At 66.1% G+C, this 26,157-nt stretch carries 24 protein-coding genes and 1 pseudogene; 9 read left to right on the top strand and 16 right to left on the bottom strand.

The window, feature by feature from the left end; genetic code table 11:
- Positions 1-50: 50 nt before the first annotated feature.
- A complete protein-coding gene (locus tag G6N46_RS16560) occupies positions 51-746 on the bottom strand; it encodes a queuosine precursor transporter (RefSeq protein ID WP_061001469.1) in 696 nt (231 codons plus the stop codon).
- A gap of 28 nt (positions 747-774) precedes the next feature.
- Positions 775-1,764, bottom strand: coding sequence for an ABC transporter substrate-binding protein (locus tag G6N46_RS16555; RefSeq protein ID WP_061001470.1), 990 nt, complete (start codon positions 1,762-1,764; stop codon positions 775-777).
- A 477-nt stretch (positions 1,765-2,241) separates the two neighbouring features.
- Here G6N46_RS16555 and G6N46_RS16550 point away from each other — a divergent pair, with 477 nt between their 5' ends.
- Positions 2,242-2,913, top strand: a complete 672-nt coding sequence (locus tag G6N46_RS16550) for a hypothetical protein (protein ID WP_138247718.1) — start codon at positions 2,242-2,244, stop codon at positions 2,911-2,913.
- A gap of 176 nt (positions 2,914-3,089) precedes the next feature.
- Positions 3,090-3,494, top strand: a complete 405-nt coding sequence (locus G6N46_RS16545) for a DUF732 domain-containing protein (protein ID WP_162563373.1) — start codon at positions 3,090-3,092, stop codon at positions 3,492-3,494.
- 14 nt (positions 3,495-3,508) lie between these two features.
- Here the strand turns inward: G6N46_RS16545 and G6N46_RS16540 are convergent, their stop codons facing one another.
- The gene (locus G6N46_RS16540) at positions 3,509-4,567 is read right to left on the bottom strand and encodes a patatin-like phospholipase family protein (protein ID WP_061001473.1); all 1,059 of its coding nucleotides are present in this window, start codon (positions 4,565-4,567) and stop codon (positions 3,509-3,511) included.
- A 277-nt stretch (positions 4,568-4,844) separates the two neighbouring features.
- Between G6N46_RS16540 and G6N46_RS16535 the strand changes: the two are divergent.
- Positions 4,845-5,630, top strand: a pseudogene (locus G6N46_RS16535) (L,D-transpeptidase); the annotation flags it as partial.
- A gap of 161 nt (positions 5,631-5,791) precedes the next feature.
- The gene (locus G6N46_RS16530; protein ID WP_135356766.1) at positions 5,792-6,016 is read left to right on the top strand and encodes a hypothetical protein; all 225 of its coding nucleotides are present in this window, start codon (positions 5,792-5,794) and stop codon (positions 6,014-6,016) included.
- 474 nt (positions 6,017-6,490) lie between these two features.
- On the opposite strand, the gene G6N46_RS16525 is transcribed toward G6N46_RS16530, so the two are convergent.
- On the bottom strand, positions 6,491-9,385 hold the full coding sequence (locus G6N46_RS16525) for an MMPL/RND family transporter (protein WP_138247719.1): 2,895 nt from the start codon (positions 9,383-9,385) through the stop codon (positions 6,491-6,493).
- Positions 9,382-9,816, bottom strand: a complete 435-nt coding sequence (locus G6N46_RS16520) for an MmpS family transport accessory protein (RefSeq protein ID WP_163692825.1) — start codon at positions 9,814-9,816, stop codon at positions 9,382-9,384. Before G6N46_RS16520 ends, G6N46_RS16525 begins: the two co-directional genes overlap by 4 nt.
- Positions 9,817-10,120: 304 nt before the next feature.
- Here G6N46_RS16520 and G6N46_RS16515 point away from each other — a divergent pair, with 304 nt between their 5' ends.
- Complete coding sequence (locus G6N46_RS16515; RefSeq protein WP_061003181.1) at positions 10,121-10,702, top strand: TetR/AcrR family transcriptional regulator; 582 nt, start codon at positions 10,121-10,123, stop codon at positions 10,700-10,702.
- Here the strand turns inward: G6N46_RS16515 and G6N46_RS16510 are convergent.
- Both G6N46_RS16510 and G6N46_RS16505 read right to left on the bottom strand, forming a co-directional pair.
- Positions 10,689-11,108, bottom strand: a complete 420-nt coding sequence (locus G6N46_RS16510; RefSeq protein WP_061003179.1) for a nitroreductase family deazaflavin-dependent oxidoreductase — start codon at positions 11,106-11,108, stop codon at positions 10,689-10,691. The two genes, G6N46_RS16515 and G6N46_RS16510, sit on opposite strands and share 14 nt — an antisense overlap.
- A 117-nt stretch (positions 11,109-11,225) precedes the next feature.
- Entirely contained in the window at positions 11,226-12,392 is a 1,167-nt protein-coding gene (locus G6N46_RS16505; RefSeq protein ID WP_138247721.1) for a hypothetical protein, read from the bottom strand.
- A 428-nt stretch (positions 12,393-12,820) separates the two neighbouring features.
- On the opposite strand from G6N46_RS16505, the gene G6N46_RS16500 reads away from it, so the two are divergent.
- Positions 12,821-13,642, top strand: a complete 822-nt coding sequence (locus G6N46_RS16500) for a DUF732 domain-containing protein (RefSeq protein WP_131808828.1) — start codon at positions 12,821-12,823, stop codon at positions 13,640-13,642.
- Positions 13,643-13,733: 91 nt separating this feature from the next.
- Here G6N46_RS16500 and G6N46_RS16495 read toward each other — a convergent pair whose 3' ends face one another.
- Positions 13,734-15,047, bottom strand: a complete 1,314-nt coding sequence (locus G6N46_RS16495; protein WP_138247722.1) for a hypothetical protein — start codon at positions 15,045-15,047, stop codon at positions 13,734-13,736.
- A 264-nt stretch (positions 15,048-15,311) separates the two neighbouring features.
- On the opposite strand from G6N46_RS16495, the gene G6N46_RS16490 reads away from it, so the two are divergent.
- Positions 15,312-15,878: a hypothetical protein gene (locus G6N46_RS16490; protein ID WP_138247723.1), complete on the top strand. Its 567-nt coding sequence runs from the start codon at positions 15,312-15,314 to the stop codon at positions 15,876-15,878.
- Positions 15,879-15,899: 21 nt separating this feature from the next.
- Here the strand turns inward: G6N46_RS16490 and G6N46_RS16485 are convergent, their stop codons facing one another.
- Positions 15,900-16,301, bottom strand: coding sequence for a MerR family transcriptional regulator (locus G6N46_RS16485; protein ID WP_061003172.1), 402 nt, complete (start codon positions 16,299-16,301; stop codon positions 15,900-15,902).
- Between the two features lie 55 nt (positions 16,302-16,356).
- On the opposite strand from G6N46_RS16485, the gene G6N46_RS16480 reads away from it, so the two are divergent.
- The gene (locus G6N46_RS16480; RefSeq protein WP_061003171.1) at positions 16,357-16,818 is read left to right on the top strand and encodes a PPOX class F420-dependent oxidoreductase; all 462 of its coding nucleotides are present in this window, start codon (positions 16,357-16,359) and stop codon (positions 16,816-16,818) included.
- Between the two features lie 164 nt (positions 16,819-16,982).
- On the opposite strand, the gene G6N46_RS16475 is transcribed toward G6N46_RS16480, so the two are convergent.
- On the bottom strand, positions 16,983-17,441 hold the full coding sequence (locus G6N46_RS16475) for an STAS domain-containing protein (protein ID WP_061003169.1): 459 nt from the start codon (positions 17,439-17,441) through the stop codon (positions 16,983-16,985).
- 165 nt (positions 17,442-17,606) lie between these two features.
- Complete coding sequence (ligD, locus tag G6N46_RS16470; RefSeq protein ID WP_138247724.1) at positions 17,607-18,845, bottom strand: non-homologous end-joining DNA ligase; 1,239 nt, start codon at positions 18,843-18,845, stop codon at positions 17,607-17,609.
- 65 nt (positions 18,846-18,910) lie between these two features.
- Here ligD and fadD2 point away from each other — a divergent pair, with 65 nt between their 5' ends.
- The gene (fadD2, locus tag G6N46_RS16465) at positions 18,911-20,623 is read left to right on the top strand and encodes a long-chain-fatty-acid--CoA ligase FadD2 (protein ID WP_138247725.1); all 1,713 of its coding nucleotides are present in this window, start codon (positions 18,911-18,913) and stop codon (positions 20,621-20,623) included.
- On the opposite strand, the gene G6N46_RS16460 is transcribed toward fadD2, so the two are convergent.
- The 5 genes from G6N46_RS16460 to G6N46_RS16440 all read right to left on the bottom strand — a co-directional run bounded on the left by G6N46_RS16460 (position 20,620) and on the right by G6N46_RS16440 (position 25,921).
- On the bottom strand, positions 20,620-20,916 hold the full coding sequence (locus G6N46_RS16460) for a hypothetical protein (RefSeq protein ID WP_407665115.1): 297 nt from the start codon (positions 20,914-20,916) through the stop codon (positions 20,620-20,622). The genes fadD2 and G6N46_RS16460 overlap by 4 nt on opposite strands.
- A 126-nt stretch (positions 20,917-21,042) precedes the next feature.
- Complete coding sequence (locus G6N46_RS16455; RefSeq protein WP_138247726.1) at positions 21,043-23,223, bottom strand: acyl-CoA dehydrogenase family protein; 2,181 nt, start codon at positions 23,221-23,223, stop codon at positions 21,043-21,045.
- Positions 23,224-23,316: 93 nt separating this feature from the next.
- Positions 23,317-24,279, bottom strand: a complete 963-nt coding sequence (locus G6N46_RS16450; protein WP_234880498.1) for a 2-hydroxyacid dehydrogenase — start codon at positions 24,277-24,279, stop codon at positions 23,317-23,319.
- Positions 24,276-25,295, bottom strand: coding sequence for a lysophospholipase (locus G6N46_RS16445; RefSeq protein ID WP_138247727.1), 1,020 nt, complete (start codon positions 25,293-25,295; stop codon positions 24,276-24,278). Before G6N46_RS16445 ends, G6N46_RS16450 begins: the two co-directional genes overlap by 4 nt.
- Positions 25,292-25,921: a TetR/AcrR family transcriptional regulator gene (locus G6N46_RS16440; RefSeq protein WP_061003156.1), complete on the bottom strand. Its 630-nt coding sequence runs from the start codon at positions 25,919-25,921 to the stop codon at positions 25,292-25,294. Before G6N46_RS16440 ends, G6N46_RS16445 begins: the two co-directional genes overlap by 4 nt.
- Between the last annotated feature and the right edge of the window lie 236 nt (positions 25,922-26,157).

Below are 26,157 nucleotides of genomic sequence, written 5' to 3'. Positions count from 1 at the left end.
CGCTAATTAACGCGTCCTTAAGCACTCGCCAGAAGAGCCTTAACGAGCGCTCAGACAGCAAATTCGTACGTCGGTTCATGGCGCTTGATGTAGCTGATCACCCGGTACGTCACCGGCAGGAAGATCACCTCGACGGCGGTCTTGTACAGCCAGCCCTGTCCGGTGTAGATGACGAAGTCGTGGACGGTGCTGATGCCGATGGCGTTGGCGGCGATGGCGCAGAACACCAGCGTGTCACCGAGTTGCCCGGCGAACGTCGAGCCCACCAGCCGCGCCCACAGGTGCTTCTCCTTGGTGCGCTCCTTGATGGCCACCACGACCCACGCGTTGATGGTCTGCCCCACGATGAAGCCGGCGAGCCCGGCGATGATCAGCTGCGTGTACGAGTGCACGACGTTCTCGAAGTGCGCCTGGTTCGGGTAGAAGTCTGCGGCCGGCAGATAGATCGTCGCCCAGAAGGTCAGGGCGGCAAGGATGTTCATGGCGAAGCCGAGATAGATCGCGCGCCGCGCGGCCTTGAAGCCGTAAACCTCCGACAGCACGTCGCCGATGATGTAGGTGAGCGGAAAGACGATGAAGCCGCCGTCGGTGATGATCGGACCGAAGGCCACACCCTTGGTGGCGGTGACATTGGAGATGATCACCAGCGCCGTGAACACCGCGATCAGGATCGGATAGTAGGCCGATCCGACCTGCGCGAAGCGGGCGTGCTGTTCGGGGCGCTCGGCGACGGTCACGTCGAACATCTTGGCAGGCAGGGCAGCGAGTGCAACCTCAGGCCAGCGCCGCGGTCAGCAAGGGCGGCAGCTGATCGGCCACGGCGGGGTAGGACAGCACCGAGGCGAACGTGATCGCCGCGGACAGGTCCTTGTTGGGGAAGACGATCCGGTTGGCCTTGGCCTGGCTCAATTGTGCGACCGTCGGGTCGGCCAGCACCGCGGGCCGCTGTTCGTCGGCATCGAGCGTCCAGATCAGTACGTCCGCGTCGCGGAGCGCCGTGGCGATCTGGTCGCGGGGCACGAAAGCGTGTTGCCCCTTGGTGAACGAATCCAGGCCGCCCGGGATCGAAATGCCCATCTCGGTCAGGAAGTCGGTGCGCCAGCCCGCCGGTGTGATCTCGATGCCGTCCGCGGTCGGAAGACCGTTGACGATCAACATCTTTCGGCCGTTGAGTCTCGGGTTGGCCTGGCCTGCGCCGGTGAACTTCGCATCGACGCCGTCGATGAGCCGCTTCATGTCGTCGGCCTTGAAGACGGCCTGGCCGATGACGGTGGCCTGCTCTTTCCAGGGTTCGAAGAAGGCGTCCTGGCCGGACTGGGCGATTGTCGGGGCAATCGCCGACAGCTTCTTGTAGGTGTCGGCGTCCAGTCCGGCGTTGGTGGCGATGATGAGATCGGGCTTCAGTGCGGAGATTTTGTCCACCTGGATGCCGTCGTTGAGGTTCAGGACGGCAGGCTGGGCCGGCCCCAGCGCAGGCTGGGCCCACGGCCACACCGCGAATAGCTGGTTTCCGAACCATTCGGTCACGGCGATCGGCACGACGCCGACGGCAAGGAGTTCGTCCTGCCCGGTGAGGCCGGCGCACACCACGCTCTTCGGTGGTGCCGGAACCCGTGTGGAGCCGAACGCGTGATTGATCGTGACCGACCCGTCGCCGGCGACGGTGCCCGAGGCCGGCGGCTTGGAGCACGCGGCGACGACCGCGGCGCCGGCCGCACCGGCGGCCAGTGCCAGGAAGCTGCGGCGCGAACGGATCGGGTGCACGTCGTGAGTCTCGCATCTGCCCCGGGGAAAGGCGCTGCCAACACGCAAACGCACGCGGCGGTGCTCGTGTGCGCCGTGACGCGGTGCCGTTTGCGCCGGTGTCCCGGACGTGGTTTGCCGACAACGTAAATATCGGTGGCGGGCGAGTGGTGAGATGATCGTCGGCGCGCAGCATACCTTGGGTATGTACTTTCTTGGACTATTAGCTGAGTGCCAGCGCGTCACCGACGGGATCAATTGCGTCGTGCTGGGCAATTACGTGTAGTGATGGTCAATAATGCCTGGTAAACGCTTACGTGTTACCCGCGTTTCCCGTGGGGCGGACGTTTCAGGCGGTACGTAAGAGCAGGCCTATGAGATTAGCGAGAACTGCCCAATGTCAGTCGTTTGACGTATCGTCCGGCCACCTTCGCCCGTGCTCTAATGGGGGTGGACGTCGGTCTTTGGCGGACAAGAGGGATTTGCTGGGAGGTTGCTATGACGATGGATTCCAGTGGACTGCGCACCCCGCGCCGACATACTCGGGCCGAGGTACGTCAGGGGCTCGGTCCGAAGCGGCCGGAGCGCGTCGTGACTCGGCATCTCCCCGAACTGCTCGTCGGTATGCGGTGGTTGTTCGACACGGCCCAACCGGACGGCGCGATGGTGAGCGCGGGCGGTCAGGTCATGCGGTCCGGCCGACGGACATTGCGGTTCCGGCCGATGGACTGGCAGGGCCACGCGGTGATCGAAATCGTCGGCCCTGCCGCCGCCGGTGACCCGACGCCCCGGGCCGAGTTGGAGGCGTACGTCCAGGCCCTCGACGACATGGGTGAAGACGTGGTGGCCAGCTGGATCGGCCGCCGCGGCCAGGTGCGCAGCATCGCGTTGGCCCGTCCTGTCCATCCGACGCTTCGCGCCGCCGTCGATCGTTATGTGGCCGGCTGCGCCGAGCACCCTGGTCAGCAGTGCGCGTGTGGCCGTCGGGCCCGCGACTGCAGTGTGTCGCTGCGCGCGGTGGAGCGGGCGGTGGGGCGTCATCAAGTGGAGTTCGATGCGCTTTCGGGGCCGTGGCCCGACGCGCTCGACCCGTCGGGGGAACTGGGTATGGTCGCCGCCGGGCTGGTGCCCCAGCTCGCCGAGCAGATTGTCGCCCCGAGCGCGGTCTGACCGTTTCGCCGGTATTACGGCCATAGGTCGTTAAAGCTTCATTTCCCGTTCGGTTATCGCAATGCCCGAACAATCTTTATTATTCCGTTACGGACGCTGCGGGGGCAGTGCCGGGCATTAATTGACGGAAGCGTCTTATATGGCGGTCGGGAGGTGTCGTTGCGATGACTGCGCGTGTGATCACCGGTCAGTTGTTGGCGGCTCTGGCGGTGGCTGTTCTAGGCATTTCTGCCCCCGCGTCGGCTGATGTCGGAACGGGCCAGATGGCGGCGTGCGCCGAACGGGGCAACCCGCTCGACTGCGTGCCGACGAATGCCGCTGCCAACGCCGCGGAGCTCGCCTATCTGACCGAGCTGCACGGCCGGATGCAGAGCAGCGATGCCGATCTGCTCAAGACCGGGCGCTTGACCTGCAACATGTTCGTGTACGCCGGTCAGCCGACGGGCGATGCCGTGAACGACATCTCCAAGTCCCTGAAGGTGAACAAGGCCTCCGCCACTTTTGTGATGGACATGGCGATGGTGCACCTGTGCCCCGGCCTGAACATCGGCGCGGACGGAGTGCCCCGCCCCCGCTATTGACATGGCACCTGAATTCACGCTGAACCCGCGTGAAATCGGTGTAGGTAAGCGGGCCAGTCCCAGGTATTCAGGAATTCGTTTGCGGCGGCGTAGCCGTTGTCATAAAGCCGCTTCCGATCGGCCTGGGAAATGTCGAAATTCAGATACCCGATGCCGGCCGCGTCGACCACTATCGTGCGCGCCGCGACCGATGGCTGTCGGAGATAAGTCTGGTCGTGACCGAGCAATGCGGTGTTGATGAGATTCTCCAGGAGGCGCGGAGCGCCGGGCAGATCGATCACCGGCGCCAGCCCTGGGCTCGGGTCGCCGTCACCCTGAGCCGGTCGCTGGGCCGTCACGGTGATGCCGAAGCTGGGCCAGCGCGGGACCTTGCCGTCGGTGCGGTCCAGCGAGTACATCGGGAAATTCGACAGCAGTCCGCCGTCGATCAGCGTCGACGTCGTGCCCGAGGCGCTGGTGATGGTGACGGGGCGGAAGAAGAACGGGATGGCCATGGACGCGCTGACCGCGTCCGCGACGGACTGCTCGTCGGGGTCGAGGCCGTACATCCGGCGGTAGTCCCACGGCAGCCGGACGAGTGTGCCGCGGGTGATGTCGGCGACCGTGACGACCAGGCGATAGCGCTGCTCCGGCGGCAGCTCGCGGTCGTCGAGCGCCAGATCGCCGAAGGTACGCACGCCCAGGTTCCGCAGCTCGCCGTCGACCCAGTCGTGAATGGCGTCGCCCCGGTACATCCCCTGGCCGTGGAAGGCGGTCCAGTACTTGCCCAGCACCGGGATTCGGGTGGTGCCAACGGGATCCAGGAATGTGCGGTAGGGCAGGGACATCGCCAGCTCCCGGAGCTGGTCACCACCGAGTTGGCATCCGGCCGGCTGACGCCGGTTCGCGGCGGCGATGACGGCGCCCACCAGGGAGCCGGCCGATGTGCCGGAGACCCGGCCGACGTGGTAACCCGCGTCGCCGAGCGCGACGACGGAGCCGACCAATCCGATGGCCTTGACGCCGCCTCCCGACAGCACCAGATCGGCGGTCTTGACCGGGACCGCGGGGGAGTCGTCGGGCCTGTGCGCCATTGGTGACGATGCTAGGGGAACGCCCACGGTTCGCATTGAACCGCAACGGATTGTGACGGTCGGTGCGGCCCTGGCGGCGGTGTGGCGCGCGTTACCGGCGCACTCAGCCGATTCTTAGGCGCAGACTAAGCCGCCCTCAGTACCCGTCCCTAATGTTGCTGGCACATCGAAGGATTCACCGGAGAGGGGGTGACGAATGGAGCATCGGTACTGTGACCGCATGTTGGCGGCACGCGCACTGGTAATAGCAATGTCCACGGTCCTTCTCGTCCCCACCGCGGTGGCATCTGCAGACGACGATGCGCCCCCGCCGGGGCCGCCGCCGGTCTCGTTCACCATGACCTCCGGGGCGCCCATCCGTGACGGCGCCACCTACGGCGTCGGCACGGTGATCGTCGCGCACTTCGCCGCGCCGGTCGACGAGGCTGCCGCCGCGCGGGATCTGGTGGTGACGGCGAACCCGCCGGTGACCGGGTCCTGGCACTGGGTGAACAACACGACCGCGCACTGGCGTCCGCCGCAGTACTGGGCACCGGGCACCGTGGTGTCGGTGGCCGGAGGCCCGACGTTCACCATCGGCGCCTCCCATGTGTCGATCGCCGACGACGCGACCAAGAAGGTCAGCGTGTACGACGGTGGCGCGCTGGTGAAGACGATGCCGACCTCGATGGGGCGCGGCGGCACCGAAACCGTCAACGGCAAGACGCTGAGCTTCTGGACCCAACCGGGGGTTTACACCGTGCTCGACAAGAGCAATCCGGTCGTCATGGATTCGTCGACGTACGGTCTGCCGATCAACAACCACCTCGGGTACAAGGAGACCATCCCGTACGCCGTGCGCGTCAGTACCGATGGCGTGTACCTGCATCAGCTCGACGCGACGGTGTGGGCCCAGGGCAACACCAACACCAGTCACGGCTGCCTGAACCTGAACCACGACAACGCGCAGTGGTTCTACAACTTCTCCGTGCCGGGCGACGTGGTCGAGGTGCGGAACACCGGCGGCAAGCCCCTGCAGTTGTGGCAGAACGGCGACTGGAGTGTGCCGTGGGACCAATGGTGATAACGATGCGATCAATCTTGAATCTCGGTCGCGTCGATGTGACGCACACCACAGTGCATTAGGTACACTGGTCAGTGTCACGGCAAAAGGCCTAGTCACGACCGGTACTTAGCCGATAAAATTAGATAGCTGGAAATATCAGTTTGAGGTCAGGAGTGGTCGTGGGAGCAGTAGCGCATTTGCCGAACCAGTTCGAGTCGGCACAGCCGCCGGCGGCGGACGCATCGTTGATGGAGTTGCTGTCGACGTGTTCGGGCATCATCGAGTCGACCTTCGCCGACCGCATCCGCGAACTCGGTGGCACGGAGGCCGAAATCCACCAGCTGTCCGGTTCGGCGGCCCATGCGGTGTTCGCGTGGTCCACGGGCCGCGGCTTCGGCGCCTGATTCCGTAGGTCGGTAGCGCCCGCGCGGTGCTGCCTGGGGCTCGGCCGCCCCGCCATTCCAACCCGTACTCACGCTTGTGCCCGCCTCGGTGCGACAACCTCGTCGCACCGAGGCGGGCATTTTGCGTGAAAGAGTATTCGCGTGTGCTGCGTCGCGCCCACAATCGGGACGCCCCCGCGATGTGTGGGCGCGTAGTGCGTGAGTTCAATCGTGACGGCAATCTGAGCCGGCGATTGAACCCAGGGACCGCTGGGGTTCTGGAAAGGTCCCTGGCTTCAACCGGGACCACGCCGGCGCTCGGCGATTGAAACGACGTATCCCGCCATGCCTTCGACGGGTCGCGTGCGCCGAGCACGTGGTCGGAATTCCCTTTCGCAGTTGAGACTGCGTTGATGCAGAAGGTCGAGGCCTACGCGCAGGCGAAAACGCCGCGCTGAGAGATGATCTCAGAGCGGCGCTTTCGGTTACGACGGGTCAGACGGTCGCGTCGACCTTCTCGGCGGGGGTCGGCCACGGTACCGGCTTCGGCCGCTGACGCACGATCTGCGGCCACCAGAACCACTTGCCCATGAGGGCGGCGATCGACGGCATCATGAACGACCGGACGACCAGGGTGTCGAACAGTAGGCCCAGGCCGATCGTGGTGCCCACCTGGCCGATGATGCGCAGCTCGCTGATGATCATCGACGACATGGTGAAGGCGAAGACCAGGCCGGCGTTGGTGACCACCGAGCCGGTGCTGCCCATGGCGCGGATGATGCCGGTGTTGAGGCCTGCCTGGATCTCCTCCTTGAACCGGGCCACCAGGAGCAGGTTGTAGTCCGCACCGACGGCCAGCAGGATGATCACCGACATCGGTATCACCATCCAGTGCAGTGGCAGGCCGATCAGGTACTGCCAGATGAGGATCGACATACCCAGCGACGCACCCAGGGATATCGCCACCGTCGCCACGATCACCGCAGCGGCCACCACGGCTCGCGTGATGATCAGCATGATGACGAAAATCAGTGCGAGAGCAGAGATTCCGGCGATCATCAGGTCGTAGTCCGAACCCTCGGCCATATCGCGGAACGTCGCTGCGCTACCGGCCAGGTAGATCTTGGAGCCCTCCAGCGGGGTGCCCTTGATCGCTTCCTTGGCGGCCAGCTTGATCGAGTCGATGTGCGAGATGCCTTCGGGCGTAAGCGGATTGCCCTCGTGCTGCACGATGAACCGCACCGACTTGCCGTCGGGCGAGATGAAGTTCTTCATGCCGCGCTTGAAGTCCGCACTGTCGAAGGCCTCCGGCGGCAGGTAGAACGAGTCGTCGTTCTTCGACTTGTCGAAGGCCTCACCCATGGCGCTGGAGTTCTTCTGGCCCTCGGCCTGCTGATCCAGCTGCCCCTTCTGGGTGGCGTACATCATCTGCATGTACTTCTTCATGTTCTTCATGGTCTCGATCTGCGGGGGCATGACCTGAACCATCTGCTTCGTCAGCGCGGACATCTTGTCCATGTCGGGGATGACGGTCTGGAAGTCGTCCGTCATGGTGTCGATGCCGTCGAGGGTGTCGAACACCGACCGCATGGACCAGCAGACCGGGATGTCGTAGCAGTGCGGTTCCCAGTACAGGTAGTTGCGGATCGGCCGGAAGAAGTCGTCGAAATCGGAGATGTGGTTACGCAGATCTTCGATGTCGTACAACATGCCGTGCATCTTGCCGACCATGCTGTCCATGACGGTCGACATCTGGACCGTGATGGCCTGCATCTTGGTCATGGTGTCGATGCTCACCTGAATGTCGTTGACCTGCTTGAGCATGTTGGCCATCATGTCCTGCTGGTACTTCTGGTTCATCACCTGCGTGGTGCTCTGCATGCCCAGCTGGAACGGGATGGTCGAGTGCTCGATGGGCGTGCCCTCGGGCCGGGTGATGGCCTGCACCTGAGCGATACCGGGAACGGCCACAACGGCTTTCGCGATCTTGTTGATCACGAGGAAGTCCGCCGGGTTACGCAGGTCGTGGTCGGTCTGGACCAGCAGCAGATCAGGGTTCATGCGGGCCGGCGAGAAGTGCCGGGTGGCGGCCGCATAGCCCTCGTTGGACGTGAGGTCCGCGGGCATGTACTGGCGATCGTCGTAGCTCGTCTTGTAGCCGGGGATCGCCAGCAGGCCGACCAGTGCCACCGCGATGGTGGCGACCAGGATCGGGCCTGGCCAGCGCGTGATCGCCGCGCCGATCTTGCGCCAGCCGCGCACGCGCATCGCGCGCTTCGGCTCGAGCGTCTTGCCCCACTTGGTGACCACGGTGATGAGGGCCGGGCCGAGCGACAGCGCGGCCAACACCACGGTGACCATGCCGATGGCCAGCGGGATGCCCAGCGTCTGGAAGTACGGCAGCCGCGTGAAGTGCAGGCAGTACGTCGCGCCGGCGATCGTCAGACCCGAACCGAGAATGACGTGCGCCGTGCCGTGATACATGTCGTAGTAGGCGTCGTCTTTGTCCATCCCCGCGGTGCGCGCCTCCTGATACCGCCCGATCAGGAAGATGGCGTAGTCGGTGGCCGCAGCGATGGCCAGCATCGGCAACAGGTTGGTGGCGAACGTCGAGAGGCCGATGACCTTGTAGTAACCGAGCACGGCGACCAGGCCGCGCGCCGCGCCCACCAGCACCATCACGATGAACAGCTCGATCAGCACCGTGACGATCGACCGGTACACCAGCAGCAGCATGATGATGATGACCGCGAACGAAACGGCCTCCATGATCTTCAAACTGCGGTCGCCGGCGACGTTCATGTCGGACGCCTGGGCGGCCGCGCCGGTGACGTAGCTCTTGACGCCCGGGGGAGCGGGGATGCTCTTGAGGATCTTGTCGACGGTCTCGACGGACTCGTTGGCGAGCGATTCGCCCTGGTTACCGCGCAGGTAGACCTGCACGTAGGCGGACTTGCCGTCCGCGCTCTGGGAGCCCGACGCGGTCAGCGGGTCGCTCCAGAAGTCCTGCACGTGCTCGACGTGCGCGGTGTCGGCCTGGAGCTTGGCGACGATCTGGTCGTAGTACGCGTGGGCGGCGGCGTCGAGCGGCTCCTGCCCTTCCAGCACCACCATGGCCGAGCTGTCGGAGTCGAATTCCTTGAAGTCGGAACCGACCTGCTTCATCGCGATCATCGAGGGCGCGTCGTGCGGCGACATCGAGACCGATCGCATCTTGCCGACCTCGTCGAGCCCCGGCACGATCGTGCTGAGCATGACGACGATGCCGATCCAGGCCAGGATGACCGGGATCGCGAGCGTGCGGATCAGACGGGGGATCAGCGGCCGGTGCGGCGGCTGCCCGGCCTTGGGGAACGAGTCCGTCGGAGTGTCGAGGCTGTGGTTGCTCATGCAGATTTCACCAGGCAGAAGGTCTGGGCGTGGACGCCCGTGGAGGTTCGGGTGTCTTTGAGTTCGTCGTCGACGTGGACGGTGCAGGTGATGGAGTCACCGTCGCCCTGGGCGACGATGTTGGGGGAAGCCGCCGGCGCGGTGGTGGACAGGACGAGTTTCCAGGGCAGCATCGCGTGATCGACGCGCTGGGGCTTGGCGTCCAGGTCGAGGTAGTTGATGTCGGCGTAGGCGCCGGGTTCGCCGGTGATCTCGTAGGTGACGACCTTGGGCTTGAACGGTTTGGCGTCGTCGGCGAAGTTGCGCGGGGTGACGATGACGGGGTTCTGGCCGAAGTAGGTGCGCACGCGCTGCACGGTGAAACCGGCGACGAGGGCCACGGCGAGGATCAGCAACGGGATCCACGCCTTCTTGATCGCATTGCCGATCACGCGGCGATCTCCTTGGTCATGCTGACCTCCCCGTCCTTCGATTGCTCGACATACCTCGGCGGACCCTGTGACCTGGGACGCTGCGTACCGTTTGTGCGGCGCCCACAGGTGTCACATTTCAATCTGCCGATCGGCAGACTCAGCGTATCCACCAAGGTAAACTTAGACAAGTTAAGCGAATTGATTGATGCAGGTCGGTGCCCACATCGGGGCCTTGCCTGTGACGCACGTGACGTCGCTGCGACAGCGGTGACCGCGGCTACACGACGACCGCCAGGGGTGGTCGGCGAACAGGGAGCGAGGATTGGCCAAATCGGTGGGGCCACGCGGATCGGCGCGTGCGCGGGTGATCGACGCCGCCCTGGCGTTGTTTGCGGACCACGGCGTGAACGGCACATCGCTGCAGATGATCGCCGATCATCTCGGGGTCAGCAAGGCTTCCGTGTACTACCAGTTCCACTCGAAGGACGACATCGTCCTGGCCGTGATCCGGCCGGTGTTCGCAGACCTCGATCAGCTGGCCACCGCGATCGAGGCCGAGGGGAGCGGGCCGGCCCGCCAGGAAGCCGCGATCGCCGGGTTCGTCGAGCTCGCGGTTCGGCACCGGCGGGTGACGGCGGTGTTCTATCGCGACCCGGCCATCGACACCCTGGTGAACTCGCACGAAGAGTGCAGCGCCATCAACCAGCGCCTGCGCCGGGTGCTCGGAATGGACGGCGCAGATACCGAAACCCGGGTGACCATGTCGCTGGTCACCTCGGGCGTCTACGGCAGCGCGATGGATCCCGACCTACAGGACATCCCCGACGGCGAACTCCACCGCATCTTGTTGCAGTCCGCGCGGCGGCTGCTTCCGGCGGTGGAGCCGGACGCTATTCGGCGATGAAGACCGGGATCAGGCGGTCGGTCTTGGTCTGGTATTCGGCGTAGGGCGGGTAGGCCTCGACGGCCCGGTCCCACCACTCCTGCCGTTCGTCACCCTCGAGCTCACGTGTCGTCAGCTCCATGACCTTGTCGCCATCCTGCGCTGTGATCTGCGGGTTGGCCTTGACGTTGTGGTACCACGACGGGTGCTCGGGGGCACCGCCCTTGGAGGCCACCAGGGCGTAACGACCGTTGTGCTCGACGCGCATCAGCGGCACGAGACGCTTCTTGCCGGACTTGGCTCCGGTGGTGGTGAACAGGACCACCGGCCGATCGAGGATCTGCACACCATCGGTGGTGCCCTGCGCCAGAATCTGTTCGGTCTGCTTGCGCACCCAGTCGGTGGGGCTCAGTTCATGTTCGGTCACGTCGATTCCCAACGGATTGAGGAAGCCGGGTTATTCCGGTCGAGCCCAATTCTTCCCGTTCGGCGGCCATCCGGGGGAGCGCTCGGCCGAAATCTTGTGCTGCCGGCAGGTACAGACCTAGTTGACGAATCGTCGGGCGCGCGTGGGTGCCGACGAGGTGGCCCGCGCCTGCCGGAATCCGATCAGCCCGCCGGCGGCGGTGAGGGTGATGATGCCGGCAAATCCGGGGACGGCGACCGCGGCGACCTCGCGGAGGCCGGCGGCCCGCAGGTAGTCCGGATAGCCCGGCCGGAAGTCCTTCGAGGCGACGAGAAGCGTCTCGGCGGCGAAGACGTCCCGGGGCCGGACCGGCGGGACCGGCTTGTCGGGGGTGCCCGGAGCGCCCGGCGAGATGTCCCGCGGCATCGAATCAGTGCTTGCGCCAAAGGTTTTCGGCAGCTGGGGAGCGTTCAGCTGCAGGGCCCGGTTGTCCGGTGGCAACGCGATGGCGGGCATACCCGGCGTGTAGTGGAGGAACGGCAGGTTGGAGGCGGCCGTCGCCAAATCCCGGACGGTGGTCTCGATGGGGTTGATCAGGGCGTCGGCGAAGACGGGCAGTGCGGCGAGACCCGGGATCGGCACCGCTTCGACGACCGTCGGGATCGTGGTCTTGACGAGGTCCAGCGCGGTCAGCGGAACCTGGGCCACGGCCAGCGGGAGCTGCGCCAGCGGGGGTTTCGGCGCGGCCGCGGCGGCGGGGCCCGGGGTGGTCACCGTCGAGTCCGGCGTCACGGCAGCCGACGGCTGCGGCGCTGTGCTCTTGACGGGGGCGGGTGCCGATCCGGTGAATGTCGGTGCGGCGCCGGGGATGAGCGCGGGGACGCCCTGGTTGGGTTTGACGCCCGGAACGAGGCCGGTCAGCGGTGCGCCACCGATGATGCTGGTCGGGTGCTGGATGATGCGGGTGAACTGGCCGACCATGCCCCCGAGGGTGGTCTGCAAGTTCGGTGACGAACTGCCCGTGGTCGAACCGGTGGTGGTCGATGATCCGGTGGTCGTGGAGCCGGTGGTGGTGCTGCCGCCGGTGGTGGTCGACGTGTCCGAGCCCGTGGTCGTGCCACCGGTCGTCGTACCCGTCGTGGTTCCTGTGGTGCCCGAGGTGCCAGTGGTCGAGCCGCCCGAGGTGCCTGTGCTGGAACTGCCGGTGTCGGTGTCGGCCAACGCCACGACGGCTTCGGGGCCCAGCACCAGCAAGCCTGCTGTGACGAGGCTGGAGGCGGCGAGGAGCCGCGCGTGGGGCATCACGCGGAGATCACCTCCCCTTTTCTGACCAAAGTGCAGTATGTCACACCCGTCTGACCATTAGCTATGAACAACGGAAGGCCTACTCCGGCGTCAATTGATGGGGGACTTGGTCGGGGCTCGCCGGCGGGTGGAGCCGGCCGCGGCGCACCTTGAAAACGGCCGGAAATCGACCAGATATTGACGCCTCTTCCCAATTGTGTCGCAAGGTGTTAATGGGGCAAATGTGACTAGTAGTGTTATTGAGTTGAAGCTCCCGTAAGAAAAAGAGACAGAATTTCAGTCCGGTCTCAGAGATCAAGATAGCGACTCGCATAGGGTTCGAACGGTTATCGCTCCGTGTTGTATTTGTGACTTTTGTAGCCCACCGTTACCCAAGTGAAATCAGTGCCCAGTGTGGCGCCGAGCACTCAGGAACAGGGAGCGTGCTGATGACCGCAACTACTGAAGTGACGTACCGCAGACGACCGGTGGCCGCTCGCCCGGGCCGGCCCAAGACCGGAAGGACACAGGTGGGCTCGGTGGATGTCATCGCTACATCCGCCGCGGTGCTGCGACCTGTCGTGGTGGCCGGGGCCATCGTGGCCGCCGCCCTCATGTGGGGACCGCGCGCCCAGGCCGACGTCGTCCATGACGCGCTCAATGATGTCGGTATCGGCAACAACGGGCCCGTCAGCAGCGCCATCGCCGAGGTGGGTACCTCTATCTGCCCGCTGCTGGTGCAGCCGGGCAGCCAGATGGCCAGCACGGCAACGCAGATGAGCGGCAACGGCGGCATTGCGCCGCCGCTGGCCGGGTTCGCCACGCAGGTCGCGATCCAGACGCAGTGCCCCGCCTTCATGACGGCACTCGCCAACGGGAACATCCCGGCCCTGATGAACGGCGGCCTGCCGGTGACGCCGGGGCTGCCTTCTGTGCCGTCAGTCGGGGTGCCGAACCTGTCGGGCGTCACCGGCGCGGTGCCGGGCACGCTGGGCGCCGCTACGACCCCCGTGTCGAGCGTCCTGGGTGCGGCGACGGCTCCGGTTCCCGGCACGTTGGGTGCGGTGACGGCGCCGTTGCCCGGCACGCTGGGGGCCGCGACGGCTCCGGTTCCCGGTGTGCTCGGTGCGGCGACCGCGCCATTGGCTACGACGCCAGGCCTTACGGTGCCGTCGGCCGGGGTGCCTGCGCCAGGTCTGCTGGCGCCTGCGGCGCAGGCGCCGTTGCAGCTGGCTTCCTCCCCGGTTGTGCCGGCGATTCCCGGCTACTGAGGTATGAACCTCGCCCAGCGAACGTGGGCGGGAATGCATTGAGGGCTGTGGCTTTTCGAAGCCACAGCCCTCAATGTTGTTGCGCTACTCGTCAGCTGTCGTGGCTGCTGCTGCTCGAGGCGTGCGACGCGCCGCCGCCCTCGGGCGCGCGGTGCTTGCCGCCGGTCGAACCCGCGGGCACGGAGACCGAACCGCGGGCGCCGTCGGGAGCGCTGTGCTTGCCGCTCTTGGCGGGCTTGTCGGCCTTCGTGGACTTGCCCGACTCCGCCTTCGTCGACTTGTCGGCACCGGCCTTGTCGTCAGACTTGCTGCTGGACTTGGTGTCCGGCTTGTCGGAGCTCTTGGTCTCGGAGTCCTTGGCGCCCGAGTCCTTGGCGTCGGTGCTCTTGGTGCTCGAGTCCTTGGCGTCGGTGGCCTTCGTCTCGGCGGTGGCCTTGGTGTCGGCGTCCTTGGTCGCGGCCTTCTCGTCGGTCTTGCCGGCGGGTGTGCTGGTGTCCTTGGCGTCGGTCTGGCCGGCCGTGGTGGCGCTGGTGCTCTCGGTCGTCTTCCCCGAGTCGGTGGCGGTGGGCGTCGTGCCTGTCGTACCGGATTCGGGCGACGTCGCACCGGCGGCCTTCGGCGTATCCGTCTCCGTGGCGGCGGCGGGCTTGGCCGTCAGCGACAGCGTCTGGGTGGTCGGCAGCGTCGTGGCCGAGGCCAGTGTCTTCAGCGACGTGGTGGCGGCCAACGGCGTTGCGGCCAGCGGGAATCCGGACAGGATCGCGCCCGGCAGGGCCTGCAGTCCGGCGATCAGTGCACCCGGCAGGGCGCTGATTCCGCTGATGATGGTGGCCGGCAGTGTGCTGAGGTTCTGCAACGCCGCGATCGCGGTCTTGATCGCGGTGTTGATGAGCGTGGGGATGGTCGCCGTCGCGCCGTTGAAGAACGAGGCGTTGATGGCGTTGATGCCCTTGATGATGGCGTTCGGCGCCGCGATGAGCGTGTTCACGATCGGCAACAGCGTCTGGTTGTAGATCGCCTTGTTGATGTTGTTCAGGCCCGTGATGATCGCGTTCGGACCCTGGATCAACTGCGCGACGAACGGCCCGACGGTCTGGGCGTAGATGGCGGCGTTGAGCGAGTTGATGGCCTTGATGAACTCATTGGGGCCGGCGATGAGGTTGTTCAGGAAGGTCTGGTACGCCGTGAACGGCAGTGAGACCAGCTGGAGCAGATCCTCCGGGAAGGCCGTCAGGTAGTACTTCTCCGCATAGGTGGACACGGTGGCCACGGCGGAATGTGCCGCTTGCACGGAGTGCGGCGCGGGCAACGGTGCGGCGGCTCCTACCGAGGCGACGACGCACACCGAGCACATTCCGGCAACGAGAGACGAGGGCAGTGCGTTGTGCCGAACAGCGATTTGCATGATGGACCCCGGATTCAGTGAGGCAGAGCGGAATTAGGCGGTCTGAAAGTAGCGGAAACCGCCAGGTGCCTCTAGCTGAGCAAAATCGCCCATCGGCCGCCTGACCAGGCGATACGTGCACAATTTCCCTGCCCGGGTAAATAAATCAAGCTGAAGTTTTCCAAGAATTCATCCACGGACCGGCGGCTGTGATGTCCGGACGATTTGCCAGGGGTGCGGTGTGGGCGCTCGCCGAACCGGTCGCGGTGTGATGTGGTGGTGACGATGTCCGACTTCACATTCCGTGCGGCACGGCTGGCGGCTGCAACCCTGACGGGTGCGGGGCTGGCCCTGGCCGGAAGCTGGCCGGCCGCGGCCGATCCCGCGACGGACGCCCAGGGGTTCGTCGACTCGACGGCGCGCTGCCCGACCGGCGATACCGCGGTGGCCTTCGGCAGCACCGCCTCGTCGCGGGTCGCGATCTGCAAGAGCGCCGGGGGTGCCTATCAGTATCGCGGCGTCCGGATCAGCGACGGCGCGAAGCTGATCGTCGCCGCCGGCGCGGACGGCCAGGGCGGCTACACCGCGACGAGCGACGGCATCACCTATACCGTCAGCGCGAAATCGCTTGACATCAGCGCGGGTTCGCAGCCCATCCGGTCCGAGCCCATGACCTTCTTCCGCAGCGGCGGGCCGTTGTCCGGAACGGCGGCCGCAACACCGGCGCCTGCTGCGGGACCGACGGGCACGCCGTCGACACCGGTCACCGGAGCTCCCGCGCCCGTACCGACCACGCCGCTGCCGCCACCCTTGCCGGCAGAGGTCGGCGGGGCCCGTCAGGGCGGGCACTGACAGCAGGCGACGGGCCGGCGGTCAGGCCGTCTGGGTGTCCCCGGGCTTGGGAGGATGGATACCGCAGCTGCATGCGCTTATCGACGGGCACGTGCATTGCATGCCCCACTCGACGATCGCGCGCGCGAGGTGCAGTTCGGCGATCTTGGCGTCGATCTCGTCGAGCTTGGTCTGAGCCAGCGCGCGGGTGGCGCTGCGGCCGGGGGCATCGTCGGCGAACAGCAGCTGGATCTCATCGAGAGAGAATCCGGCGGTCTTGCATACCCGGATGACGTTGAGGCGATCGATGACGGTGTCGTCGTAGCGGCGCTGGCCACCGACGCGGGCCGGTGCCGGGATGAGGCCGATCTGCTCGTAGTACCGCAGGGTCGTCGCGGCGACGTCGGTGCGCGCCGACACTTCGCCGATGGTGAACGTGCCCATGACACTCCTGATTCGGCCTTGACTTGAAGCCAACTCTAAGTCGTTGACTGTACGCATGGCTACCAACACACAGCGATCAGATATCAGTGAACTGAGCCGGACCCGCTACGCGCTGCTCCGGAGCTACCGGCGCGACGGCCGGCCGGTCGATACCCCGATCTGGTTCGCCGTCGAGCCGGATTCGATCGTGTTCCGGACCAAGCGCGGTCCGAAAACCGCACGGATGCGGGCACATCCGCGAGTCGAACTGACGGCGTGTGATTACCGCGGCCGAAAACTAAGCGGCGCAACCCTATTCACGGGCACGGCGACGATTCTCGAGGGTGTCGCCGCGACCGATGCCAACCGCGTGTTGCACCGGCGCTACGGGTGGCAGTGGAATCTGGTGCCGCTGATCAGGATTCCGGGCGTGACCCAGGTGCACGCCGGGCTGCCGTGGCGCGAGAAGTGGCACAAGGCGCGGAACCGTGATGTCTGGGACGACAGCGCCATCGTGCGCATCGACTTCAGCTCTTGACGTTCGACGTCAAACAAAAGCACGGTGCCGACACCAGATTGGTGTCGGCACCGTGTTGGAGGTTGTAGATGGTCAGAAAGCCGGCGTCGCCAGATGCGTCTTACGACGGTGGTGGAGCAGGGCACTCAGCCAGCGGAGATCGATCAACATGTTCAGTTCCTGTCTTACGCGGACTTCTTGGTGAGGAACGGCAGCAACCGACGGCGCTCGTACATGCTGTCCGAGAAGTGGTGCAGCGCTTCGGAGACGGAGGTTGCGGTCGGGAAGGCGGACTCTGCGCCGCACGCCAGCAGTGCGGTCGAAACCGGCTGGGATGCGATGAGAGACCACTCGTTACCTGCTGCGATGCAGCTGTCGTTGACCTTGTCGAGCAGTTCGACGCAGGACACTGCGAACGAGGTGACCCCGCTCAGGTCCAGGATGAACGGCTTCTCGGGAAGGACGCAGCGCCGTGCCTGCGCTGCAACCAGGTCCACATCGGTTTCGTCGATGACTCCGGTGACGGTGAGTACCGTCGCCAGTTGGCGGCACTGGGCGCGCACCTCGGCGTCGCCGCAGGCGACCGCCGGATTGCCATAGCGGAAAGCGGTGGTCGGAGCTGAGTCGCTGGTGACCATAGCCATGTGATGCCTCCCTTCGATGTTGCCGAACGCCCGACAGCTGTGTCGTTTCTCCGGCTCGAGATCGAAGTTATGTGGCCAAGTTAAGGTACCGGGGAGTAAGTCCTAAATCATCGCTAAGAAGTGTGATAGCTCCAGCTAGCAAACATGGTCTCAGCGGGGTAACGGTCACGGACGGCGGCCCTGATGGCCCTGATACCCCACCCACGGCGAATAGTCGGCGATGAGAGGCTCCTGCGGCGGCCGCAATTCCTCCGGCACGTGCTGCAAATTGATCCGGATGCGGTACCAGATCGAACTGGGCCCGCGCATGCCGTCGACCAGAACATCTATGGCTTCCAGGGCAGACGCCGCCTCCGGATGCTTCGATCGCCACTCGTCGAGGGCGGCCATCGCCTCGTCGCGCGTCTTCGTGCGGGCAATCTCGATGAGCGGCATCTGTGACGCCCGCCGGCCGTCGGCGGCCGCGCCGCCCCCGGGTTTCTCCGCCTTGGGCATCGGGCCCAGTTCTTCGGCCAGTGCCAGCAACCCCTCCAAGCCACCCGCGGCGTCGTCCATCCCGGCCCACGGGTCGCCGAATCGCGCGTACCGGGCGGGCACCGTCGCCACCGTGAATTCCTCGGGACGGCAGCCCGGGACCTCGTCCCAGAACAGCGGTGTCGAGACCCGGGCGTCGGGCCGTGACCGTACCGAGTAGGCCGATGCCACCGTCCGGTCCTTGGCGTTCTGGTTGAAGTCGACGAAGACGCCCTGGCGTTCCTCTTTCCACCAGCGGCTGGTCGCCAACTCCGGTGCGCGCCGCTCCACCTCGCGGGCCACGGTCTGGGCGGCCAGCCGCACCTGCGTGTACGGCCAGTTCCGCTCGATCCGGGCGTAGATGTGGAAACCCCGCGAGCCGGACGTCTTGGGCCAGGCCGTCAGCCCGTAGTCGGTGAGCACGTCCCGCACCACGATGGCGACGTCGACGATCTGCGGCCACTCGACACCCGGCATCGGATCGAGGTCCACGCGCAGTTCATCCGGATGTTCCAGGTCGTCGGCCCGGACCGGATGTGGATTGAAGTCGATGCAGCCCAGGCTCACCGCCCACACCAGCCCGGCGGCCTCGCCGATGACGGCTTCCTTCGCGGAGGTGCCCGAGGCGTACTTCAGCTCGGCGACGTCGATCCAGTCCGGGCGTTTCTCCGGCGCCCGCTTCTGAAATATCGCCTCCTGGGCAATGCCTTTCACGAACCGCTTCAGGATCATGGGCCGTCGTGCCACGCCGCGCAGCGCGCCGTCGGCGACGGCGAGGTAGTAGTTGACCAGGTCCAGCTTGGTCACGCCCGGTTCGGGAAAGATCACCTTGTCCGGGTTGCTCACGACAACCTCGCGCCCGCCCACCTCGAGGGACCGCGAGTCACCCATGAAGTCATCGTAATTGGCGCGAGAGTTCCGGCCGCGTTACCCGTGGTGTCACCTATGGTTGGCTCATGGCGAAGCTGACTGACCTCCCGTCGCAGGTGGCAAACAAGGTTCAGGAAACTTTGGAAAAATTGGGCGGCAAATCGGTCACCAAATTGGCTGACCGCGGCGCCGCCGAACTGCACTACGCCAAGAAGATGTTCGAGGCGGGCGCGCTCAAACTCGAGTCGCCACAGCACATCGCGGCGATGCTGGCCGACATCGCCCGCTGGGGTGAGATCGGCATGGTCCCGGCGCTCAACGCGCGTCGTACCCCGCACCGCACCGCCGTCATCGACGACGACGGCGACATCACCTTCCAGGAGTTCGACGACGCCGTGAACGCCACGGCCAACGCGTTGCGGGCCAAGGGGGTTCAGGCCGGGGAAGGCGTGGCGATCCTGGCCCGCAACCACCGGTGGTTCCTGATCTCGGTATACGGCGCGGCGCGGGTGGGCGCGCGCATCATCCTGATGAACACCGAATTCTCGGGTCCACAGATCAAAGAGGTCTCTGAGCGCGAGGGCGCGCAGCTCATCATCTACGACGACGAATACGCCGACGCCGTCGCGCTGTCCGAGCCACCCTTGGGCAAGCTGCGGGCACTGGGGCACAACCCGGACAAGCCGGAACCGTCGGACAGCACCGACGAATCGCTGGCAGAGGTCATCGCCCGGACCAGCAGCCTGGCGCCGCCGAAGGCCGCCAAATCGGCGTCCATCATCATCTTGACCAGCGGCACCACGGGAACTCCCAAGGGCGCCAACCGAAGTGCCCCGCCGTCGCTGGCCCCGGTGGGTGGCGTGCTGTCGTCGGTGCCGTTCAAATCCGGTGAGGTGACCAGCCTGCCCGCGCCGATGTTCCACGCGCTGGGGTACCTGCACTCGACCATCGCCATGCTGCTCGGCAGCACGCTGGTGCTGCGGCGCCGGTTCAAGCCGGCCACCGTGCTCGCCGACATCGAGCGGCACCGGGTCACCGCCATGGTGGTGGTGCCGGTGATGTTGTCGCGCATCCTCGACGAGCTGGACAAGGCGTCACCGAAGCCGAACCTGTCGAGCCTGCGGATCGTCTTCGTGTCGGGTTCGCAGTTGGGATCCGAACTGGCGACACGGGCGCTCAAGGATCTGGGCCCGGTGATCTACAACCTGTACGGGTCGACCGAGATCTCGTTCGCCACCATCGCCCGTCCGCAGGACCTGTCGATCAACCCGGCGACGGTCGGCCCGGTGGTCAAGGGCGTCCGCGTGAAGATCTTCGACGACAACGGCAAGGAACTGCCGCAGGGCAGCGTCGGGCGCATCTTCGTCGGCACCACTTTCCCGTTCGAGGGGTACACCGGCGGCGGTGGCAAGGAGATCATCGACGGCATGCTGTCGTCGGGCGACGTCGGCTACTTCGACGAGCGCGGATTGCTGTACGTCAGTGGCCGTGACGACGAGATGATCGTCTCCGGCGGCGAGAACGTCTTCCCCGCCGAGGTCGAGGACCTGATCAGCGGACACCCCGAGGTGGTGGAGGCGACCGCGATCGGTGTCGACGACAAGGACTTCGGCGCGCGGTTGCGGGCCTTCGTCGTGAGAACCGAGGGGGCGACGGTCAGCGAGGACGACATCAAGTCTTACGTGCGAGATCACTTGGCGCGCTACAAGGTTCCGCGCGAGGTCGTGTTCCTCGACGAGCTGCCGCGTAACCCCACGGGCAAGATCCTCAAGCGCGCGCTACGGGAGATGGACCTCTAGTACCCGTTGACGTACCAGGACAGGCAGGCCGGCCTGCCGCGGCACGCGATGATGGCGCCGGCGTCGGGAGCCGCGCCGCGCACCCTGGGCGTATTGCGATCGGGCAGGTTGCAGTTCACGACGTAGGGGTTCCACGGGACGATGCCGTTGACGCACGGATCGCCGGTCGCCTGCAGCGTGACGGTCGGGCTGCGCAGGGCCGTCGGCAGGATCGTGAACGCGAGCGCAACGGCTGCTATCAAGACCGGCCGCAGGATGCGTGACGCGCGTGTGGCCGGCTCTGTCGTGGTCATGACCATCACCACCAAACATGTTTCCGCCTACGTCAACGGTACACCTGGCCGACCAGCCGCGGACAATAGGGAAAACCCCCATTTCTGCACTGAAATGAGGGTTTCCCGGCCGTTGGTGGGCAGCGGTTACGGGTCGCGGGGCAGGCCCAGCAGCCGCTCGGCGATGATGTTCAGCTGCACCTCGGAGGTGCCGCCGTAGATGGTCGTCGCGCGGCCGGCCAACAGGTATTCGTCCCACCGGCCGGAGGGTTGTTGCGGGTCACCGACAACCGCGTCGCTGCCGAACGACGCGACCCCGAATTCGGCATAGCCCTGGCCGGTCTTCATGGACAACAGCTTGGAGATCGCGGCGGCCGGCATCGCGTCGCCACCGGCGAGGGTCAGCAGCGTCGAGCGCATGTTGAGCAGCTTCGCGGCGTGGCCCTCGGCGATCAGCTTGCCGGCCTCGTGGCGCTGCAGTTCGTCGAATTCGCCGTCCCGCAGGAACTCCACGAACTGATCGAGGCTGGCCAGGAACGGCGGCTCGCTGCTGCCGATCGATACCCGCTCGTTGGTCAGGGTGTTGCGGCTGACCTCCCAGCCGCGGTTCACCTCGCCGAGCACCATGTCGTCGGGGACGAAGACGTCGTCGATGAAGACGGTGTTGAACATCGCGTTGCCGGTGAGCTCGCGCAGCGGTTTCACCTCGACGCCGGGGCTCTTCATGTCGAGCAGGAAATACGTGATGCCTTGATGTTTCGGCGCGTTGGGGTCGGTCCGGGCCAGGAGCGCACCCCACGCGGAGAACTGGGCTCCCGTCGTCCAGATCTTCTGGCCGGTGATGCGCCAGCCGCCGTCGACCTTGACGGCCTTGGTGGTCAGGCTGGCGAGGTCGCTGCCGGCACCGGGCTCGGAGAACAGCTGGCACCAGATCATGTCGCCGCGGAACGTCGGCGGCAGGAAGTCCTGCTGCTGCTTGTGGGTGCCGAACGCGACGATCGACGGGATGATCCACGCCGCGATGCCCATCTGTGGCCTGCGCACCTTTCCGGTGCTGAACTCCTGAGCGATGATGATCTGCTCGATCGGCTCTGCGGCCCGGCCCCAGGGCGTCGGCAGGTGCGGCTGCACCCAGCCGCCTTCGGCGATCGCGGCGTTGCGCTCCGGTCCGCTCGGAAGTGCTTTCAGCGCAGTCACTTCCGCCCGGATCTCGGCGCGCAGCTTCTCGGTGTCCGGGTCCAGGTCGATGTCGATGGACCGCATGCCGGAGGTCGTGGCGAGGTCCACGACCTGGCGCGGGTGGTCCGCGGCCCGGCCGAATCCGGCGACCAGCGCGATGGCGTGCCGGTAGTACACGTTGGTGTCGTGTTCCCAGGTGAAGCCGATGCCGCCGTGCACCTGGATGCAGTCCTGCGCACAGTGCTGCGCGGCGACGGGCGCCAGGGTCGCGGCCACCGCGGCGGCGAACAGGTAGTCGGATTCGGCGTCACCGGACGCGTGCTCGTCGAGCGCGCGGGCGGCATCCCAGACGGCGCCCGTGGCCCGCTCGGTCTCGGCAATCATGTTGGCGCACTTGTGCTTGATGGCCTGGAACTGACCGATGGGGCGGCCGAACTGCTCCCGGATCTTGGCGTACGCGGCGGCGGTGTCGGTGGCCCACCGCGCGACGCCGACACATGCGGCCGACAGCAGCGTCGTGATCAGGGCCCGGGCGTGCGACTGGTCCAGGCCGGTGAGGATGCGGTCGGCGGCGACCGGTACGGCGTCGGCGCGGACGTGGGCGACGGGGTGCAGCGGGTCGACGCTCTGGACTGGGTCGATCTGCAGGCTCGCGGTGTCGAGGGCCACCCACCGGCCGTCGACGGGCACCACCAGGAGCTCGGCTTGCGCGGCCGCGGGGACGGCGCGGATCTCACCGCTGACGACGAGTCCGTCGCCCTGGGTGGTGGCGGTCAGGCCCGAGTTCAAGGCGTACGCGGCGATGATCTCGCCGGAGGCCAGGCCGGGCAGCAGGGCCGACTTGGGGTCGTGCGCGGCGATCAGCGCACTGGCGATGGCCGACGGGACGAACGGGCCGGGGACGGCGCCGTAGCCGAACTCGGCCAGGGTGATCGCGAGTTCGAGGATGCCGAAGCCTTGTCCGCCAACGGCTTCCGACAGGTGCAGGCCCTGCAGGCCTTGGTCGGCGGCCGCGGCCCAATACGGCGGCGGGTTGCTGATCGGGGTCTCGAGGGCCTCGTGCAAGACCTCGGACGGCGCGACCCGCGCCACCAGGGATCGGACCGAATCGGCCAGATCGTTGTGCTCGGACGTGATCGCGATGGGCATCGTTGCCTCCTGTGACCGGCTGTGGGCTGTGCAGGGCGCACCCAACCAAATAACTGGTCGGTTGGTTCCGAGAGTAACCCACTTGACGGGTGTTTAGAGGTTCACTTCGTTCACTACGTTGGCCAGCTGCTGTCCAGCGGCGAGTCGCTCGCAGTTACCGACCGCTTCGGCCAGGTAGCGGTGCATGGTGTCGGCGGTGTACCACGTGGTGTGCGGGCTGACGACGACGTTGTCGAGCTTGAGCAGTGGATTGGCGGCGTCGACGGGCTCGGTGGCGAAGACGTCGAGGCCCGCGGCCTGCAGGGGCCCGTGCTGTAGTGCGGAGACCAGCGCGGGTTCGTCGATGACGGCGCCGCGTGAGGTGTTGACCAGGACCGCACCCGGTTTCATCCGCGACAGCGCCGCGGCGTCGAGCAGTCCTTCGGTGTGTTCGGTGAGCGGCAGGTGTAGCGAGACGACATCGCTGACGGCCAGCAGGTCGGGGAGCGTCCGCCAGCCGGGGTGGCCCTGCGCGCCACGGGTATTGGTGTGCACGACGGTCGCGCCCATGGCGGTGACGATGGTCTCGACCCGCTTGGCGATGTTGCCGTAACCGATGAGGCCGACGGTGCAGCTGCCGATGTCCCGGACCGTCTCGCCGAGCGTCGGGTCGGTGGGCCAGCCGGCGCCGGCGCGGGTGGCGCGGTCGAGTTCAGGCAGCCGTCGTAGCGCGGCCAGCATCAGCATGACCGCGCCTTCGGCGACCGAAGGTGCGTTGGCGCCCGGCATGTTGGCGACCGCGATGCCGAGACGGGTCGCCGCGCCGACGTCGATGGTGTTGACGCCCGCGCCCATCTTGTGGACCAGCTTGAGGCGCCCGCCCAATTCCAGATCCGCGGCGCTGACCGGGCGCAGGACGTGCCACAGCACCTCGGCGTCCGGCAGCTCCCGGTAGAACGTCGTGTCGTCGTCCGCCGCGCAGAACCGGACGTCGACCAGATTGTCCAGCGGAGCAAGGAATTCCGTGACGCGCGGGCCGGGCGTGAAGTGCGCCAACACCCGTACGGGCTGATTCATCGCCACCGCTTGGCGATCCATTTGGCGATCAGATCGGCCTGCTCGCTGCGGGCGCCCGGGGTGGTGAAGTAGTGGTCGGAGTCGATGGCGTGCAGCGTCTTGTCGGTGGTGGCCAGCGCGTCGTAGATGCGTTGCGCGTCAGACGGATACACGCCCGAATCCTGCTCGGCGTTGATCACCAGCGCCGGGTTTTCGATGAGGGCCAGGTGCGGCTCGGCACGGGTCTGGGCGTGCCGCAGGCTCCACATCGTCAGCCAGCTGCGCAGTGTGCAGGCCGCGGCAATGCCGTTGGCCGAGCGGTTGGCCTGCACGGGGGATCCTGCATAGCACTGATTGGCGGGGCGCTTGGTGGGTTCGAGCGTGGGGTCGATCATGCGCAGGTCGGCCCAGGTGCGCATGACGGTGAACGGGCGGTCCCGGAAGCCCGCGGCACGGACGCGCGCATATTCGGTTGCCAGTGCGTCGGTTTCATCGGTCACCGAGCCGTCCATCCAATTGGTCAGCACATCCGGTCGGCCCGGGTGGGCGGCGCTGGAGACGTAGCCGTCCGCCGGGAGCAGGTCGTAGACACCGGCCGCCGGGCGCATCCCTTCCAGCGGCGTGATATTTGGTGACAGCGCCTGGGCCTGGTAGGCGGCCATCAGGGAGCCGCCCCCCGAATTGCCCAGCAGAATAACGGTTTCCACACCGGCGACCTCGCGCAGCCAGCGCACCCCGACGCCGATGTCCACGAGCGCGTGATCGAGCAGAAAGCTGGATTCGTAACCGCGGAATCGGGTGTTCCAGCCGAGGAACCCGATACCGCGGGTTGCCATGTAGTCGGCGAGATAGTGCTCGGCGAAATCGATCTGGTAGTGCGTGGCGATCATCGCCACCTTGGGCTTCCGGCCCATGCCGCGGTAGTAGATGCCCTGGCAGGGGTGACCACCAGACCCGGCACGCAGCGCGGTCGGCGAGTCCATCCCGATGAACTCTCGGGTGACTCCCGCGGCAGACGAACTTCCAGGTCTATTCATGTACGCGGATTCCCCTCGTGGTAGATGGTCCGGTAGAAGATGTTGGCCAGGGTGGTGACGCAGGCGTCGTCGTCTGCGGTGGTGGCGCCATCACCTGACAATTGGGTATAGCAGAACTGGTTCAGCATCGATACCAATGCCACGGCAACTAGCCGTGGATTGTCATCCGGGCAGAAGCCTTGCTGCTGAGCGTGTTTGACCATCGACACGATCAGTGAGATCGGTAGCTCGCAGATTTCGGACCAATACTGCGCGAAATCGTCGTTGATCATTGCCAACTGGGAAATGGCGATGACCTCGGCAAGCCGGTGCCGGTAGGTCTCCCAGTGCGCGGCGGCGGCCTGGTGGGAGCGCTCCCAGTTGGTCAGCTCGGCGCTGATGGCCGGCAGGGCCCGCTCCCCGGCTTCGTCGCGGAAGCGTTGCGCCCATTCATGGACCATCGCCTCCTTGGAGTCGTAGTAGTTGTAGAACGACGCCGTGGACCGGCCGGCCTCGGCTGCGATGTCCGAAATGGTGGTCGCCAGAATGCCTTTGCGGGCAATGACGGCGCGGGCGGCGCTGTCGATCGCCGCTTGCGTCTGGCGCCCCCGCACGGTGGGCAGCTGCTCGCGGGGCGCGACGGTCACAGTGGCGTCCTAATCGTTTAGTAGGGATGGATTACCGGTCCTGATGACCGGGGTTTGTTCCTGACGGGGTCTGTTGCCAGGTGATGCCTGATGTGTCCCGTCGTTCGACGACTTACGAAAGAACGGCGCGCCTGGCAGCAGACCCTGTTCGGTGGTGGTGGGATTCCGTTGCCCGAGCCTGCCGCAGGGTTGACTTCCCGATGATGGTTCCCGAGCTTTGAGCTCTTCGATAGAAC

It is taken from the genome of Mycolicibacterium phocaicum, assembly GCF_010731115.1.
Taxonomy (GTDB): domain Bacteria; phylum Actinomycetota; class Actinomycetes; order Mycobacteriales; family Mycobacteriaceae; genus Mycobacterium; species Mycobacterium phocaicum.
This window is presented reverse-complemented; position numbering and strand designations above follow the sequence as displayed.

Bases quoted from the DNA above. Each gene is read 5' to 3' on its own strand.
- G6N46_RS16500 (WP_131808828.1), top strand. From the start codon at position 12,821: ATGACCGCAACTACTGAAGTGACGTACCGCAGACGACCGGTGGCCGCT.
- fadD2 (WP_138247725.1), top strand. From the start codon at position 18,911: ATGGCGAAGCTGACTGACCTCCCGTCGCAGGTGGCAAACAAGGTTCAG.
- G6N46_RS16560 (WP_061001469.1), bottom strand. From the start codon at position 746: ATGTTCGACGTGACCGTCGCCGAGCGCCCCGAACAGCACGCCCGCTTC.
- G6N46_RS16460 (WP_407665115.1), bottom strand. From the start codon at position 20,916: ATGACCACGACAGAGCCGGCCACACGCGCGTCACGCATCCTGCGGCCG.
- G6N46_RS16485 (WP_061003172.1), bottom strand. From the start codon at position 16,301: ATGGGCACGTTCACCATCGGCGAAGTGTCGGCGCGCACCGACGTCGCC.
- G6N46_RS16495 (WP_138247722.1), bottom strand. From the start codon at position 15,047: ATGCAAATCGCTGTTCGGCACAACGCACTGCCCTCGTCTCTCGTTGCC.
- G6N46_RS16490 (WP_138247723.1), top strand. From the start codon at position 15,312: ATGTCCGACTTCACATTCCGTGCGGCACGGCTGGCGGCTGCAACCCTG.
- G6N46_RS16550 (WP_138247718.1), top strand. From the start codon at position 2,242: ATGACGATGGATTCCAGTGGACTGCGCACCCCGCGCCGACATACTCGG.
- ligD (WP_138247724.1), bottom strand. From the start codon at position 18,845: ATGGGTGACTCGCGGTCCCTCGAGGTGGGCGGGCGCGAGGTTGTCGTG.
- G6N46_RS16445 (WP_138247727.1), bottom strand. From the start codon at position 25,295: ATGAATAGACCTGGAAGTTCGTCTGCCGCGGGAGTCACCCGAGAGTTC.
- G6N46_RS16450 (WP_234880498.1), bottom strand. From the start codon at position 24,279: ATGAATCAGCCCGTACGGGTGTTGGCGCACTTCACGCCCGGCCCGCGC.
- G6N46_RS16540 (WP_061001473.1), bottom strand. From the start codon at position 4,567: ATGGCGCACAGGCCCGACGACTCCCCCGCGGTCCCGGTCAAGACCGCC.
- G6N46_RS16455 (WP_138247726.1), bottom strand. From the start codon at position 23,223: ATGCCCATCGCGATCACGTCCGAGCACAACGATCTGGCCGATTCGGTC.
- G6N46_RS16525 (WP_138247719.1), bottom strand. From the start codon at position 9,385: ATGAGCAACCACAGCCTCGACACTCCGACGGACTCGTTCCCCAAGGCC.
- G6N46_RS16475 (WP_061003169.1), bottom strand. From the start codon at position 17,441: ATGGCTATGGTCACCAGCGACTCAGCTCCGACCACCGCTTTCCGCTAT.
- G6N46_RS16480 (WP_061003171.1), top strand. From the start codon at position 16,357: ATGGCTACCAACACACAGCGATCAGATATCAGTGAACTGAGCCGGACC.